The 15,324-nt window shown below is 70.3% G+C and carries 12 protein-coding genes; 7 read left to right on the top strand and 5 right to left on the bottom strand.

From position 1 onward, the window contains the following. Positions 1 to 56: 56 nt before the first annotated feature. Positions 57 to 2,129: a DNA topoisomerase IV subunit B gene (locus ABZ463_RS32180; protein ID WP_352015877.1), complete on the bottom strand. Its 2,073-nt coding sequence runs from the start codon at positions 2,127 to 2,129 to the stop codon at positions 57 to 59. Positions 2,130 to 2,369: 240 nt separating this feature from the next. Between ABZ463_RS32180 and ABZ463_RS32175 the strand changes: the two genes are divergently transcribed. After that, the gene (locus tag ABZ463_RS32175; RefSeq protein WP_352015878.1) at positions 2,370 to 2,600 is read left to right on the top strand and encodes a hypothetical protein; all 231 of its coding nucleotides are present in this window, start codon (positions 2,370 to 2,372) and stop codon (positions 2,598 to 2,600) included. Positions 2,601 to 2,818: 218 nt separating this feature from the next. Next, positions 2,819 to 3,559 (top strand): peroxide stress protein YaaA, encoded by a 741-nt coding sequence (locus ABZ463_RS32170; protein WP_362781798.1) that lies wholly within the window; start codon positions 2,819 to 2,821, stop codon positions 3,557 to 3,559. A 61-nt stretch (positions 3,560 to 3,620) separates the two neighbouring features. On the opposite strand, the gene ABZ463_RS32165 is transcribed toward ABZ463_RS32170, so the two are convergent. Beyond that, entirely contained in the window at positions 3,621 to 5,252 is a 1,632-nt protein-coding gene (locus ABZ463_RS32165; protein WP_352015880.1) for an RNA polymerase sigma factor, read from the bottom strand. Positions 5,253 to 5,493: 241 nt separating this feature from the next. Next, positions 5,494 to 7,587, bottom strand: coding sequence for a SpoIIE family protein phosphatase (locus ABZ463_RS32160; RefSeq protein ID WP_352015881.1), 2,094 nt, complete (start codon positions 7,585 to 7,587; stop codon positions 5,494 to 5,496). 631 nt (positions 7,588 to 8,218) lie between these two features. Between ABZ463_RS32160 and ABZ463_RS32155 the strand changes: the two genes are divergently transcribed. From ABZ463_RS32155 to ABZ463_RS32135, 5 genes are all read left to right on the top strand, one after another. After that, positions 8,219 to 8,458 (top strand): hypothetical protein, encoded by a 240-nt coding sequence (locus ABZ463_RS32155; RefSeq protein WP_352015882.1) that lies wholly within the window; start codon positions 8,219 to 8,221, stop codon positions 8,456 to 8,458. Between the two features lie 194 nt (positions 8,459 to 8,652). Continuing rightward, positions 8,653 to 10,164: a hypothetical protein gene (locus tag ABZ463_RS32150; protein ID WP_352015940.1), complete on the top strand. Its 1,512-nt coding sequence runs from the start codon at positions 8,653 to 8,655 to the stop codon at positions 10,162 to 10,164. Between the two features lie 7 nt (positions 10,165 to 10,171). Then, a complete protein-coding gene (locus ABZ463_RS32145) occupies positions 10,172 to 10,927 on the top strand; it encodes a 5-oxoprolinase subunit PxpA (protein ID WP_362781793.1) in 756 nt (251 codons plus the stop codon). Beyond that, on the top strand, positions 10,924 to 11,568 hold the full coding sequence (locus ABZ463_RS32140) for an allophanate hydrolase subunit 1 (protein ID WP_352015884.1): 645 nt from the start codon (positions 10,924 to 10,926) through the stop codon (positions 11,566 to 11,568). Before ABZ463_RS32145 ends, ABZ463_RS32140 begins: the two co-directional genes overlap by 4 nt. Continuing rightward, positions 11,565 to 12,452, top strand: a complete 888-nt coding sequence (locus ABZ463_RS32135) for a biotin-dependent carboxyltransferase family protein (protein WP_352015885.1) — start codon at positions 11,565 to 11,567, stop codon at positions 12,450 to 12,452. Before ABZ463_RS32140 ends, ABZ463_RS32135 begins: the two co-directional genes overlap by 4 nt. Before the next feature lie 4 nt (positions 12,453 to 12,456). Here the strand turns inward: ABZ463_RS32135 and ABZ463_RS32130 are convergent, their stop codons facing one another. After that, positions 12,457 to 13,545, bottom strand: a complete 1,089-nt coding sequence (locus tag ABZ463_RS32130; RefSeq protein ID WP_362781789.1) for a winged helix DNA-binding domain-containing protein — start codon at positions 13,543 to 13,545, stop codon at positions 12,457 to 12,459. 47 nt (positions 13,546 to 13,592) lie between these two features. Continuing rightward, the gene (locus tag ABZ463_RS32125) at positions 13,593 to 15,317 is read right to left on the bottom strand and encodes an ABC transporter family substrate-binding protein (protein ID WP_352015887.1); all 1,725 of its coding nucleotides are present in this window, start codon (positions 15,315 to 15,317) and stop codon (positions 13,593 to 13,595) included. Positions 15,318 to 15,324 lie beyond the last annotated feature (7 nt).

Here is a 15,324-nt window from a genome sequence, read left to right as displayed (position 1 = left end):
CGGAGCCGGCCCTCTCTCATCTCGGACGCCCATGCGTCCCGTGCGTCCCAGGCGCCTCAGGCGTCGATGTGGTCGCGGTCGACCTCGGCCGCGCTGCCCACGATGAACTCTCTGCGCGGGGCCACGTCGCTGCCCATCAGGAGGTCGAAGATGCGCTCGGCCTCCTGGACGTCCTCGATCCTGACCCTGCGCAACGTCCTGCGGCGGGGCTCCATGGTGGTCTCGGCCAGCTGGTCGGCGTCCATCTCACCCAGACCCTTGTAACGCTGGACCGGGTCCTTCCAGCGCTTGCCCCGGCGCTCCAGGTCACGCAGGACCCGGTGCAGTTCGGCGTCGGAGTAACAGTAGACGTACTTGTCCTGGCCGCGTCCCGGGTTCGTGACCTCGATGCGGTGCAGCGGCGGAACCGCGGCGAAGACCCGGCCCGCCTCGACCATCGGCCTCATGTAGCGGTGGAAGAGGGTCAGCAGCAGGCATCGGATGTGCGCGCCGTCGACGTCGGCGTCGGCCATCAGGATGATCTTGCCGTAGCGGGCCGCCTCGATGTCGAACGAGCGCCCCGACCCCGCGCCGACGACCTGGATGATCGCGGCGCACTCGGCGTTCTTGAGCATGTCGGCGACGGACGCCTTCTGCACGTTGAGGATCTTGCCGCGGATCGGCAGCAGCGCCTGGAACTCCGAGTCGCGGGCCGCGCGGGCGGTGCCGAGCGCCGAGTCACCCTCGACGATGAACAGCTCGCTGCGGTCGACGTCGTCGCTGCGGCAGTCGACCAGTTTGGCCGGGAGCGCGGAGTTCTCCAGGGCGGTCTTGCGCCGCTGGTTGTCACGGTGCTCACGGGCGGCGATCCTGGCCTTGGCCGCCGCGGCGATCTTCTCCAGTACCGCGCGCAGCTGCTGCTTGGCGCCGCGGGGCGGATTGGTGAAGATCTCCCTGAGGTCCCGGGAGACGACGTGGGCGACGATCCTGGAGGCGGCCGAGGTGCCGAGGACCTCCTTGGTCTGTCCCTCGAACTGGGGCTCGGGAACGCGCACCGTGACGACCCCGGTGAGGCCTTCGAGGATGTCCTCCCTGGTGACCGGGGCATCGCCGTTCTTCAGCAGCCGGGTCTCACGGAGCAACTCGTTCAGCGTGCGGACCAGCGCCCGCTCCAGGCCGGTGACGTGGGTGCCGCCCTTGGGGGTGGCGATCACGTTGACGAAGGACCTGACGGTGCTGTCATAGCCCTTGCCCCAGCGCAGCGCGACGTCCACGGTGAGCTCACGCTGCACCTGGGTCGGCGTCATGTGCCCGAGCTCGTCCAGGACGGGCACGGTCTCGTGGAAGTGACCGGAGCCCTGCAGGCGCAGCACCTCGCACACGGCCTCGTCGCGGGCGAGGAACTCGGTGAACTCCGAGATGCCGCCGTCGAAGCAGAACTCCTCCTCGGCGGACTCCTCGCCGCGGCTGTCGCGCACGGCCAGGGTCAGGCCGGGGACCAGGAAGGCCGTCTGACGCAGCCGGACGTGGATCTCGTCGAGGGAGACCTCCGCCTCGGGCAGGAAGATCTGGTGGTCGACCCAGAAGCGGACGCGGGTGCCGGTGACCTTGCGCGGGAGCGGGCCGCCGTCGCGCAGGCCGGACTTCTTCTTGAACCTGCCGCCGGGCCCGTCGCCGTCGAAGACGCCCGGCACTCCCCTGCGGAAGCTGATCTCGTGGACCCGGCCGTCACGGTCGACCGCGACGTCGAGGCGGGAGGACAGCGCGTTGACCACGGAGGCACCGACGCCGTGCAGGCCGCCGGAGGCACCGTAGGAGCCGCCGCCGAACTTCCCTCCGGCGTGCAGCTTGGTGTAGACCAGCTCGACTCCGGCCAGGCCGCTCTTGGGCTCGATGTCCACCGGAATGCCGCGGCCGTTGTCACGCACCTCGATCGAGCCGTCGGCGTGCAGCTCGACCTCGATGCGGGTGCAGTATCCGGCCAGGGCCTCGTCGACCCCGTTGTCCACGATCTCCCAGAGGCAGTGCATGAGACCACGGCTGTCGGTCGACCCGATGTACATGCCCGGGCGTTTGCGGACGGCTTCAAGACCTTCAAGCACCGACAGATGGCGCGCCGTATAGCCCTTCTCCGCGCTAACTGCGGTCACACCCACTCCCACTCTGCTCGAACACGTGTGCGCAGCTTACCGTTCTTCCCGCCGCGGCGGGTACAAGCTTCTCACGCGAGCACCATGGCGTTACACCGAGTGAAAAGTCCGTTACCTTCCGGCGCTTTCCGCTCTCGGCGTAGCCGGGGGCCGGTTGGGAAGCCTCGCATCCGGTTAGATGTTGTCTCAAGTGACTGACGCCAGATCCTCCACACAAGGGGATGACCTGAAAGGCGATACGTGACTGGAACACTCGCCCCCACCAAGCAGCTGACGGCCACGGACCGCTGTGACCGGTGCGGCGCCCAGGCTTACATCCGCGCGACCCTGCCCGCAGGTGGGGAGCTGCTGTTCTGCGCCCACCACGGGCGGCAGCACGTAGCCGTGCTCAGAGACAAGGGCGCCGACATCCAGGACGAGTCGGCACGCCTCAGCGACACCCCCTCGACCGCCGGCAACGACGAACGATAGAGACCGGCAGGCCCGGTGGCGACACCGGACCGACGCCGCGGGTGCGGCCGTTCCCGTGAACGACCCGTCCCGTGGCCCGGCTTGACCCATCTCAGATATCTCTGCCGTGTGCTCCGCTCCAGCGTCATCGGAGCGGAGCACACGGTCTTTCTCCACCGGTTCTCCAGCGAAGGCATCGGGCCTCGTCGGCGTGCCCCGCCGCGTTACGCTCGGCGACTGTGTTGATTCTGCTGCCGCCATCCGAGGGAAAGGCCGCGCTGGGCGACGGCCCCGCCCTCGATCTGTCCCTGCTGAGCTTTCCTTCCCTGACGCCCTCCAGGCGGAAGGTCCTGGGCACGCTCGTCACCCTGTCCGGAAAACGCCAGGCGCAGGACGTGCTCGGCCTGTCCCCGGGGCAGGTGGGTGAACTCGACAAGAACCGGCAGCTGAGGACCGCCGCCACACTGACGGCGGCGGAACTGTACACCGGCGTGCTCTACGACAATCTCGGCCTGGCCTCACTGTCTCCAGGCGCCGCCGAACGGGCCGCCGGAAGCGTGCTGATCTTCTCCGGCCTGTGGGGCCTGCTGCGGATCACCGACCGGGTGCCGCCCTACCGCCTGTCGATGAGCGTACGGCTACCGCCGCTCGGCGCCCTCGGACCCTACTGGCGCAAGACGATCACCCCGGTCCTCGACGCCGAACCCGGCCTGGTCGTCGACCTGCGTTCCAGCACCTACGCGGCGGCCTGGCAGCCGGGGCAACGGGCGGTCGGAGTGCGGGTCCTCAAGGACGGCAAGGTCGTCAGCCACATGGCCAAGGCGACCCGGGGCGTGATAGCCCGGGCGCTCCTGGAGAGTGGCGTCGATCCGCAGACACCGCAGGAACTGGCCAAGGTCCTGGACGAACTCGGCCACACCGTGACGCTCGGCCCCGTCCCGGGCGGCAGGAAGCCCTGGGCCCTCGACGTCACCACCTGACCTCGCGAGCCCGGGTACGGAAAAGGCCGCGCCATGCGGCGCGGCCTCTCACCGTGAGCGATCAGTCCAGGTAGTCGCGCAGGACCTGGGACCTGGACGGGTGACGCAGCTTGGACATGGTCTTGGACTCGATCTGGCGGATACGCTCCCGGGTGACCCCGTAGACCTTGCCGATCTCGTCCAGCGTCTTCGGCTGGCCGTCGGTCAGCCCGAACCGCATCGAGACCACGCCCGCCTCGCGTTCGGACAGCGTGTCCAGCACGGAGTGGAGCTGCTCCTGCAGAAGAGTGAAGCTGACGGCGTCCGCCGGAACGATGGCCTCGGAGTCCTCGATGAGGTCACCGAATTCGCTGTCGCCCTCCTCACCCAGCGGGGTGTGCAGGGAGATCGGCTCGCGGCCGTACTTCTGGACCTCGACGACCTTCTCCGGGGTCATGTCCAGCTCGCGGGCCAGCTCCTCGGGAGTGGGCTCGCGCCCCAGGTCCTGCAGCATCTGCCGCTGCACCCGGGCCAGCTTGTTGATCACCTCGACCATGTGGACCGGGATGCGGATCGTCCGCGCCTGGTCGGCCATCGCCCGGGTGATCGCCTGCCGAATCCACCACGTGGCGTAGGTGGAGAACTTGTAACCCTTGGTGTAGTCGAACTTCTCCACCGCGCGGATCAGGCCCAGGTTGCCCTCCTGGATCAGGTCCAGGAAGAGCATGCCCCGGCCGGTGTAGCGCTTGGCCAGCGAGACCACCAGACGCAGGTTGGCCTCAAGCAGGTGGTTCTTGGCGCGGCGGCCGTCTTCGGCGATCCACTCCAGCTCGGCGCGTACGTCGACCGGCAACCGGTCACCGTCGGTGCCGAGCTGCTCCTCGGCGAACAGGCCGGCCTCGATGCGCTTGGCCAGCTCGACCTCCTGCTCGGCGTTGAGCAGGGGAACCTTGCCGATCTGCTTGAGGTAGTCCTTGACCGGGTCGGCGGTGGCGCCCGCCGCCGCGACCTGCGGCACGGGGGCGTCATCGTCGTCGTCGGACAGGATGAGGACCTCGTCCTCGTTCTGCCTGACGGCCTCGACCTTGGGCTCCTCCTCCGTCTCGGCCTCGGTTTCGGCCTCGGCTTCGATCTCCACGTCGACCTCGACCTCGACATCGAGGTCGAAGTCCTCGATCTCGACGTCCTCAAGGTCGATGACCTCGTCGTCGTCACCGGAGACCTGCTTGGGCTTCGGCTCGGCCTTGGGCGCGGGGGCGGCCGCCTCGGGGGCAGGCTTCCTCGGCGGGGCGGGAACCGGCTTCTTCGCCGACGGCGCGATCTTCCTGGCCGGGGGCGCGGGCTTCTTTGCCGCCGGAGCGGGCTCGGAGCCGCTGACGACCGCCGTGACGGTCTCGGGCTGCTCCTTGGCCGCCGCGGCGGTCTTCGTCTTCTTGACCGGGGCGGGAGCGGCGGGGGTACGACGCTTGGTCGAAGTCCGGGACTTCTTGGGAGCCGCGGAGTCCTCAGCAGTCAGCCGTACGGTGATGCCCTCTTTGCTGAGGCTGCGCAGAATCCCTGCGACCTGCGCCATCGGAATGTCCGCTTCCTCGACGGCCTTGCGGACATCCTCGGACTCGAGGAACCCCTGCGAGCGCCCCCGCTCCATCAGCTGCTGAATGACGGGCTCGTTCAGCTCGGATGGCTTCGAGCGAGTCGAACTTGCAGGCGACACGAACACCTCTCGAAGGAAAGCGTGACGAGAATGGACCAAGGTGCCCACTAGGGGCGGAACCTCTAGTTGTTGATGAACGAGGCCGCGCGAACCGCGACGCACCTGTCCAGCATTGTGACACGACACCGTGATCCATACGGCCGCCTCCTGGCGGTTGCCCTCCACCCTAGGCCGACCAAGAGAGTAGTGCGTACGGAAGCGAGGCACCGATACCCGAAAGCAACCGTTATGACTGTTTCATTCAGTCACTCTTCGTGGCCAGGGGGACATGAATCGCGAGCACCGTGACGTCATCATCCTGTTCATACCCAGACAGCATCCGGTCAACAAGGAAATCAAGCAACATATGCGGACTTCCAACAACTTCCGGCGGCGCTTCGGTCACAACAGAGCAAAGATCGGCGAGCCCGGCGTCCAGACCTCGCTTACGATTCTCCACGAGACCGTCTGAATACAGGACCGCGGTGTGTCCCGGCGGCACGCAGAACCGGAACTGCCTACGGCTCGTCGGCCAGCCGAGAGGCGTTCCCGGCTCGCCCTCACACAGCAGGGGCACGCCCTGCGGGGAGACCAGCAGGGGCGGTGGATGCCCCGCCAGGGCCAGAGTGCCCTCACCGGTCCCGGGTTCCACGACCATGTAGGCCAGGGTGGTGACCTGCTCTTCCTCCTCGGTCGCCTCGAAGACCCTGTCCAGACCCGTGAGAACCGCCGCGGGCGGTGGGTTGGTCAGCGCCAGCGCCCGCATGGCGTTGCGGATGCGGCCCATGCCCGCGGCCGCCTTGACGCCCTTGCCCATGACGTCGCCGACCACCGCGGCGACCCTGCCGTCCTGTAGGACGAACGCGTCGTACCAGTCGCCGCCGACCTGCACGTGACGGCTTCCCGAGCGGAAGCGCTGGGCCAGCACCAGGCCCCGGACCACCGGCAGGCGGTCGGGCAGCAGGCTGCGCTGCAGCGTCTCGGCGGTACGGTGCTCACGCTCGAAGAGCGTCGCCCGCTCGACGGCCAGGGCACACTGCCCCGCGAGCGCCTCAAGGAAGACCCCGTCCTCCTGGGATATCTTCTGAGGCCTGGTGAACGAGAAACGCAGCGCGCCGAGGGCACGCCCCGCGGCCAGCAGCGGCAGGCCGACCCAGGCCCGCTCGTCACTGTGGGCCAGGAAGTCGCCGATGGCCTCCTCGTCGGCCCCGGCGTCGACGAGTTGGGCGCGCAGGCTCTCGGGCGACTCGGCGAAGACCGGGCGACGGCTGTTGACCGCCATGGTCATCACGCTGGAGTGCGCCAGCGGGATCTCCTCGCCCGGCGCGCCGGGGATGTCGGGGATGCCGCCGTTGTTGACCAGCTTCAGCGCGGCCCGCTCGACGTCGAGCAGCGCCACGGCCGAGCGATCGGCCGCCAGCGCCGTACGGCCCACGTCGATGATGACCTGGACGACCTGCTCGACGGTCAGCGCCTCGGCGAGTATGGCCGTGGCGCCCTGCAGCCTGGCCGTACGCAGCGCGGCGGCGCCGAGCTGGTCGGTGAGCCTGCCGCGCATCTCCTCGGCCTCGCGCTGCGGAGTGACGTCGGTGTTCGCGCCGACCCACTCGACCACCCGTCCGTGCCGGATGATCGGGACGGCGCGCACCTCGAAGTGACGGTAGCCGCTGGCCCTGGTGCGGGCCCGGTAGCTCCACTCGAACATGGTCCGGCCGCGGAGGGCCTCGTGCCACGCCTCCTCGGTGTACTGGCGGTCGTCGGGGTGGACGGCGTCGAGCCAGCCGTGGGCGAGGTACTCCTCAAGCCCCTGACCGGTGATGGCCCGCCACTGCGGGGCGTCCTCAAGCACGACCCCCGTCGGGGCGGTGATCCACACGAGCTGGGACTGCGCCTCGACGAGCGAGCGGTAGCGCTCCTCGCTGCGCCGCAGGTCCTCCTCGACCTGACGGCTCTCGGTGATGTTCACCCCGACCAGGCAGACCGCCCTGAGCGTCCCCTCGTCGTCATGGACGGGCGAGAACGTCAGAGACCAGTGGTGGGTCTCCCCGTCCGCCGTCCTGACCCGGATGCGCTGGTCCCCCTCGACCTCCGCGCCCTCCGCGATGGCCCGGACCGACCCCTCGATCAACGCGGTCAGGTCGGCGGAGAGCATCTCGCCGGGCGTCCGGCCGACCAGGCGCTCGGCGGGCAGGCCGACCACATCGGCGAAGACCTCGTCGACCCGGTGGAAACGCCCCTCGGGGTCAAAGAACGCGAAGGCGAACGGCGACTGCGACAGCAGGCCCTGCAGCAGGCCGGAGTCCGAGATGTCCACACCCGACTTCCGGGGACGGGGCACGGAGGTTTCGGCGCTCATGGTCGGCACCTCCGTCGCGTGCCAGGGTCTCCCACGAGGCACATCTCCAAACTTGCGAATTGGCGTAGCGCAGCTCCGGGGGACCGGATCCTGCAGTACATCATCGGCGATGGGCGGGGGCGGACGGAAGCCCCGCCCATGATGCGGTCGGCGCGTCCGGTGGGCCCTGCCCATGGACGGCCACGGACGAGACGGCCCGGGAGCGTTCCGCGCGCGGCGCGGTCACCCGCTCCGAAGGGCCGGCGTCGGCCGGGGCCCGATGTCGCTCCCACCGCCCTCCCGAAACACCGGGGCGGTCGCCTCCGGCGCGTTCAAACGTTTGCGGCCAGGACCCTAGCAGGATCAAGCCGGACCGTCCCGACAACTGCCCACCTCGTCTCCGCGAGCGTCCCAGGGAAGATCAGGCTACTGACTCATTCCCGATTTGGCTCCCCCTTCGGGGACAGTGGTTTACTCCCCAGTCGACAAATCCAGTCAAGGCACGCCTCACCTCGCACCTCTTCCTCGCAAACATCGGCCAACACGGTCTCAGGAGGGTTGACACCCAGGCGATACGTTGTGGAATGGGAACGCACGTCCCCGTCGTCCACCTGGGGATCACCTTCCGGAGAAGCCGGAGGAAGGCGACGCCATGCCCGCTCTCGCCACAGGCCTTGACGGCCCGCGCGCGTCCCGCGACCGGGTGAGCGCGGGTCTCGCCGCCGAGTTCCCCACCGTCCCGCCGGGCACCGTGGACCGCCGCGTGGCCGACGCCCGAGCCCGCGCCGAGCACCTCGGCATCGAGGCCACACCCGAGGTGGTCGAACGCGTCGCCCGCGAGCATCTGCTCGCCCTCGTCAACTCAGCGCCGCCACCGCGGAGTCCCCGGTAACATCGGGATCATCGGGCCGTCTTCCACGCGCCGTTCGGCCCGGGGACGCGAGAAGGTTGGGACGTGAGCGAGCAGGGCGAGCGAGCCGGTCGGCACTGCACCGGTCCCATGCCGCCGACGGAGGGGGCGGCTTGAACCGGCGGCACCGGCGGCACCCGAGAGAGAACCAGTCCCCGGACGAGGTGTTCGCCGAGATGCTGCTCGCCTCCAGGGAACTGCTGGCGGTGCGCAGTCCGCTGGACGCCGAGCTCATGGTCTCCGACATGGTCGGGGCCTGGTGGGGGCGTCGCCTGCGGGGCGGGGACGCCGAGCAGGTCCTCGGCGAAGGGCTGGTCGACTACGCCGCCAAGGCGGGCTCCCCCGCCGCGCTGACCCTGCTGATCGCTCTGGCCTACCTCGGCACCGCCCGTCAGGCCGCGAAGGCGGAGGGCGCCGCCCTGGCGCTCATCGAACGCGGCGTGGCCAAACCACGCTGGGCCGAGCGTCTCGGCGTCGTCAAACCGACCGGCTGCTACGTCTCCCGCGACGCCTACGGCGACCAGGACACGGTGGTGTGCACCTTCGGCTACCGGGGCGCGGACAACGACGAGGACCGCCACGCGCTGGTCATGGTCGTCGACTACAACATGCGGGGCATCGCCCGCGACGCCTGGGTCTCCTCCCACGTGGACAAACTGCTCGACCAGGCCAGGACCGAGGCCGGGGCCAACCCCATGCTGAGGTTCGAGGAGATCGAGCCGCAGCAGGCCAGGGCGCTGCTCGAATCGGCCATGAAGGCCACCGCCGAGTACGGCGACCGCAGGGCGAACCTCCCGGTCAGCGACAGCTACAGCGCCTACCACGCCTTCGCCCGCGCCCGGATCAAGGCACTGCCGCCGGGCCGTAAGCGGCCCGCCCCGCTGCACAGCGAGGCCCCCTACAGCCGCGACCGCAGGGCGATGCTGGCGGCGGAGTTCCTCTCCTCCGACGCCGCCGAGCACCTTTCCGACCCGTCGGCGGCCTCGCGATGCGCCGACCACATCATCGACTACGGCTGTGACCAGGACTTCGGCAGGCCGCTGCGGGTCAGTCCCACCAAGTGCCAGACGTTCCTGCTCGACTGGCTGCCGCGCAAGGTCCTGCTCACCCCGGCCGAGCAGGAGGCCGTGCCGTACGTGCTGGGGGCGTGGGCTCGGTTCGCGGCGCGGCGCAGCGGGCTGGCCGACCGGGGGCTGCGCGCCACGCTCGACGGCATCTGGGAGGCCACGGCCAGGTTCGCCGAGGCCTACCGTGACCCGACCACCTTCGGGCTCGACCGCGACCTGCTCGAACGGCTGCTGCCCGACGGCGACCTGTCCGCGCTGGCCCGCAGGGTCTTCGCCTTCCCGTTCCTGCAGGGCACGCACGGTGAGATCAAGCTCGACCTGCTCAACCCCTCCGACGAGGCGGACCGCAGGATCCTGCTGGGCATCGACCACGCGGGCGAACTCGACCGGCCCGACTACGACGAACACCTGGCCTGGCACGAGGAGATCGCAGGCAGGCTCTGGGAGGGCGATCCCCCGCAGCTGTGGGAGGCCGCCCAGCGGCTGCTCGACCTGGGTCACGACCGGCACGACGTGCTGCACGTGCTGATCGAGATCGCCGAGCGGATCGGCGACGACCCGGAGGAACTCTCCATCGCCCTCGACGACATCGCTGACATTCCCGACGAGCCTCCGGTGTAGGTGAGCCATGGTGATCGACCTCAACGCCGACCTCGGAGAGGGTTTCGGTGTCTGGCGGCTCGGTGACGACACGGCCCTGCTCGACGTGGTGACCAGCGCGAACATCGCCTGCGGGTTCCACGCGGGCGACCCGCTGACCATCCGCCGCACCTGTGCCGCCGCGGTGGACCGGGGGGTGCTCATCGGCGCCCAGGTCTCCTACCGTGACCTGGCCGGGTTCGGGCGCCGCGAGATGGACGTGGATCCCGAGGAGCTGTGCGCCGAGGTGCTCTACCAGCTTTCCGCGGTCGACGGCATCGCCAGGGCCATGGGCGGGCGGGTCTCCTACGTCAAGCCGCACGGCGCGCTCTACAACCGGATCTGCCGTGACCGCGAGCAGGCGGAGGCCGTCGTCGCGGCCGTCGCCGACCATGACGAACGACTGCCCCTGCTCAGCCTGCCCGGTTCCGTGGTCCACGAGATCGCCGCCCGGGAGGGGGTGGTCACGGTCACCGAGGCCTTCGCCGACCGCGCCTACACCCCTGAGGGAACCCTGGTTTCCCGGCGTGCCCCCGGCGCGGTGCTGCACGATCCCGGCGAGGTCGCGGCCAGGGCCGTGCGGATGGCCACCAGGGGGACGGTCACCGCCGTCGACGGTTCGGAGGTCGCGGTCGGCGCCAGGTCGATCTGCGTGCACGGCGACACCCCCGGCGCGGTGGCGCTGGCACGGGCCGTACGTGACGCCCTGGCCGCGGCGGGGGTCACCCTGCGGGCGTTCGGGTGAGCGGGCGGCCCGGGGTGATCCGCAGGGCCGGAGAGCACGCGCTGCTGGTCGAGACCGGGTCGCTTGAGGCCTCACACCGCCTCGACGCCCTGCTGCGGGCCCGGCGCCTGCCCGGCGTCGCCGAGATCGTTCCCGGCCCGGAGACCGTCCTGGTGAGCGCGCCCGGCGCCGATCCGTCCCGGCTGCTGCCCGAGCTGTCCCGCCTGCTCGGTACGGCCTCCGCCGGGCAGGCCGACAGGGACCTCCCGGACGCACGCGCCGTGACGGTCCCCGTGATCTACGACGGGGCCGATCTGGAGGAGGTCGCCGCCCTGGCCGGGCTCTCCCCCGCCGAGGTCGTCGAACGGCACACCGGGCGGGAGCTCGTCGTCGGCTGGCTGGGGTTCGCCCCCGGGTTCGCCTACCTCACCGGGCTCGACCCCGTGTTGCACGTGCCCAGGCTCACCACACCGCGGACCTCGGTGCCCGCCGGGTCCGTCGCGGTGGCGGGGCCGTACTCGGCGGTCTATCCCTCGGCCTCTCCGGGCGGCTGGCGGCTGCTCGGCCGTTCCGCCGTGGTGGTGTGGGACGTGAACGCCGACCCGCCCGCCCTGCTCACGCCGGGGACCCGGGTCAGGTTCGAGGCCGTCACCGCGTCATGATCGAGGTCATCGCGGCGGGGCCGTACGCCACCGTGCAGGATCTCGGCCGTCCGGGCCACGCTCATCTCGGTGTGCCGTGCTCAGGGGCGGCGGACGCGCCGAGCCTGCGTCTGGCCAACCGTCTGGTGGGCAATCCGGAGGGAGCGGCCGGGATCGAGCTGACCTTCGGCGGCGCCCGGCTCCGCTTCACCGCCGGGGCGTGGGTCTCGGTCGCCGGGGCCGACTGCCCGCTGGAGGTCGTCGTGGACGGCACGACGGTCAGGCCGGCGATGCTGGCGCCGTTCTGGGTTCCGCCGCTCGGTGAGCTGCGGGTGGCGTTTCCCCGGGCCGGGCTGCGGACCTACGTCGCGGTCCGGGGCGGGCTCGACACGCCCATGGTGCTGGGCAGCCGCTCGACGGACTCCCTGTCCGGTCTCGGCCCCGCCCCGCTCGGCGTCGGCGACAGGCTGCCGGTCGGGCCGGCCGGGCACCTGCCCGCCCTCACCGTGGACGCCGCACCTCCCGTCTCGTCCTCCGCCGCGTCCCGGGAGGTCCTGCGGGTCGTCGCCGGGCCCAGGGACGACTGGTTCGCCCCCGGCGCCCTGCGGGCGCTGTGCGCGCAGCCGTACGTGGTGAGCCAGGACAGCAACCGGGTCGGCGTACGGCTGGGCGGCGGCGCACCGCTGCCGCGGGCCCGCCCCGGGGAGCTGCCCAGTGAAGGGGTGGTCACCGGGGCCGTCCAGGTGCCGCCGGACGGCCTGCCGATCGTCTTCCTGGCCGACCACCCCCCGACCGGGGGGTATCCGGTGATCGCCGTGCTCACCTCGGCCTGTCTGCCCGTCGCGGCCCAGCTCCGCCCCGGAGACCGGGTGCGCTTCCTCCTGGAGCGCCTGCCTCCCCTGTGAGGAGTCATCTCAGCAGGGCGGCGACCCGCTCGATCTCCTGGGCCAGGGCGGCGGCGGGGGCCTCCTCGAACAGGTCGAGATCGATGACGCCGTCCTTGGCCTGCCAGACCCCGGTGACCCTGCCCTGGTGAACCACAACCGGGGAGATCCACCCGGCGGCCCGGCTGACCTTGGCCTTCGCCTCCGCCGGCAGAAGGGGTTCGAGATCGCGGGGAGCACCGAGGATGTACTGGTCGAAGCCCGGCAGCAGGTGGACGCCGGTCGCGGGCGCGGTCGCCATCAGGTCGTCGAGGTGCTCGGCGAGCACGACCATGGGGTGGCCGTCCACCTCGATCTCCGCCAGCTCCGGCGCGAGATCGCGGAACCAGCCCCGCAGCACGGTCTTCGGGGCGACGCCCCGGTAGAGCCAGACGTTGAAGGTTTCCGGGGTTCCCGGGCCGTGGGCGCCGAGGAAGGACCTGACCAGGCGGACGCCGCCCTCGTCGCGGGAGAGCGGCGCCGAAGGCCCGCCGGGCACCCAGTCGCGGGGGCTGACGAAGGTCACGCGGCCCTCGCGCGGCGGACCGTAGCACAGCTCGCCGAGGAAGCTCAGCGGTTTGAGCAGCGCCCCCCAGCCCGAGGTGAGGGCCTGTCTCAGGTGGGCGTCGCCGGTGACCTCGATGACGGCCTCGACCAGCTCGTCGCGGGTCAGCACATGTCCTTCGAGCGCCTTGGGGACCGCCTCCAGGATGGCCGTGACCTCATCGGCGGTGACCCCGTGACCGCGCTGCCACGACGCCTTCTCCCAGTTGCGGAAGGAGCCGAGGACCGCGGTGTAGGCGGGCAGTTCGTCGGAGGGGACCAGGTGCAGGGTGCCGCGCGCCGTCCAGGTCTTGACCAGCGTGCGGTCCAGCCACAGGGCCTCGCCGACCTCACCGGGACGCGGGTCCGCGCGCCGTACGGCGACGGCGAGCTCGGCGGAGGAGGCCACCTGGGCCTGCACCCCCGCCAGGCGGCGGACGACGGACACCGCGTCCGGCCCCGAGGCCGGGTCGACGAACTGCCGTCTCAGCCGCCATGCGAGCACCTGGGGCCAGGTCGTGGAGAGAACCATGGAAAGACTTCTATCGTCTCCCCCCGACAGAATCCCGCCCGGGCCCCCTATCTGACGAAACCGATGTCCTGGTACTTCAGATCGTAGAAGCCGCGAGCCCCGTAGTTGGCGATGTTCTTGTTGACCGCCACGTTCTGCGGGCGCTGGTAGAGCGTCACCACGTTGACCGCGTCCCAGATCAGTTTGTCCGCGGCGTTGGTGTCCGCGATGGCCTGGGCGTCCCCCAGGTCTCCGGTCGCCTTGTTCATCGCGGCGTCGATCTCCGCAGAGCCGATGCGGCCGAGGTTGGCGTTCCACTGGGGCTGGCCCTTCGCGTCGCGGACGGCGTTGACGTACTGGCCGTAGGCGCTGAAGACCGGGAACGGCGTGCCCATGTAGGCGAACGCGGTGATGTCGTAGTTGCCGGGGATGATGTACTTGGTGAAGTAGTCGTCGCTGGGCACCGCCTGAAGGGTGACCTTGACGCCGATCTGGGCCAGCATGCTCTGGGTGATCTCGGCCTCGGACTTGGTCACCTGCAGGCCGGAGGGCATGACGAAGCGCAGGTTCAGCTCGCGGCCGTCCTTCACGCGGGTCTGGCCGGACAGCCGCCAGCCCGCGGCGTCCAGCAGCCGCCTGGCCCGTTCGGGGTCGTAGACACCGACCTCGCCCGCGTTGTCGCGGTAGCCCTCCTGGGTGTTCATGAAGAAGTGGTTGTTCAGCAGCACGATGGGCCAGTCGAGCCCCTGCAGGTCGGACTGGGCGATGGCCTGGCGGTTGATGCCCATCGCCACGGCCCTGCGGACGTTGACGTCGGACAGCACCGCGCTCTCGCCGTTCAGCGTGAAGTGCCGGAAGTCGGGCCCCGCCGCCTGACGGACGATGGCTCCCTGGCTGCTCTTGGCCCGCGCGTAGTCGGGCGCGGACGGCCCCATGTCGAAGGTGTCCAGCTCACCGTTGCTGAAGGCGCCGATCAGGGCGTCGTTCTCCAGAGCCCGGTAGATGATCCTGTCGAGCTTGGCCCGCTGTCCCCACCAGCGCTCGTCCCTGGCGATCGTGATGGTCTTGGCCGTCTGGTCGAACGAGACGAACCTGAACGGCCCCGCGGTGACCGGGACGCGGTTCAGCCAGGCCGTGTTGAAGGTCTCCGCGGTCGCGTTCGTGCTCTTCGGGTAGAGCGGGCCGAACAGGGACTGCCAGTCACCGAACGGCTTGGCGAAGGTGACGACCACCTCGTGGTCGTTCCTGCCCTTGGCCACGTCCTCGACGTCGCGGTAGCCGGTGGTGCTCGAAACCCGGTAGTCGAGGTTCGAGCCGTTCATCGCCCGCCACTGGGCCCGGTAGTCCTCCCAGGTGATGGGGGTTCCGTCCGACCACCTGGCGCGCGGGTTGAGGGTCAGCGTGACGACCTGCCTCGGCTTGGTCTCGGTGACCTTCCCGGCCAGCAGGTAGTCGGTGTTCGCCGAGATCTCGCCCTTCTCGTTGGAGCGGAACGCCGAGGGCATGAGCGCGTCGACGACCTTCTTGACCATGGCCAGATTGCCGTCGACGTGGTTGAGGTTCCAGTTGGCCGGATACTCGTTGATGCCCACCCGGAGCAGGCCCCCGTCCCTGACCCTGTCGCGGGGAAGCGGGTTGATGTCGTAGGCCTTGATCGTGGTCCCGCGTTCGTCGCCGTCGCTGCTCGGACCGCCTCCCCTGGCTCCCCCCTGGCCCCCGCAGCCGGTGAGGGCCAGCGAGCCCGCCATGGTCAGCGCGGTGGCGCACACGCCCACACGCCGGATTGCTGTCACAGTTCCT

The sequence above is a fragment of the Streptosporangium sp. NPDC020145 genome, assembly GCF_040631275.1.
In the GTDB taxonomy this organism is placed as follows: domain Bacteria; phylum Actinomycetota; class Actinomycetes; order Streptosporangiales; family Streptosporangiaceae; genus Streptosporangium.
Note: the sequence above shows the minus strand (reverse complement) of the source record. Positions and strands in the feature narration are given on the sequence as shown.

Excerpts from the sequence above, each read along its gene's own strand:
- ABZ463_RS32150 (WP_352015940.1), top strand. The coding sequence starts at position 8,653 with ATGCTGCTCGCCTCCAGGGAACTGCTGGCGGTGCGCAGTCCGCTGGAC.
- ABZ463_RS32130 (WP_362781789.1), bottom strand. The coding sequence starts at position 13,545 with ATGGTTCTCTCCACGACCTGGCCCCAGGTGCTCGCATGGCGGCTGAGA.
- ABZ463_RS32160 (WP_352015881.1), bottom strand. The coding sequence starts at position 7,587 with ATGAGCGCCGAAACCTCCGTGCCCCGTCCCCGGAAGTCGGGTGTGGAC.
- ABZ463_RS32155 (WP_352015882.1), top strand. The coding sequence starts at position 8,219 with ATGCCCGCTCTCGCCACAGGCCTTGACGGCCCGCGCGCGTCCCGCGAC.
- ABZ463_RS32135 (WP_352015885.1), top strand. The coding sequence starts at position 11,565 with ATGATCGAGGTCATCGCGGCGGGGCCGTACGCCACCGTGCAGGATCTC.
- ABZ463_RS32145 (WP_362781793.1), top strand. The coding sequence starts at position 10,172 with ATGGTGATCGACCTCAACGCCGACCTCGGAGAGGGTTTCGGTGTCTGG.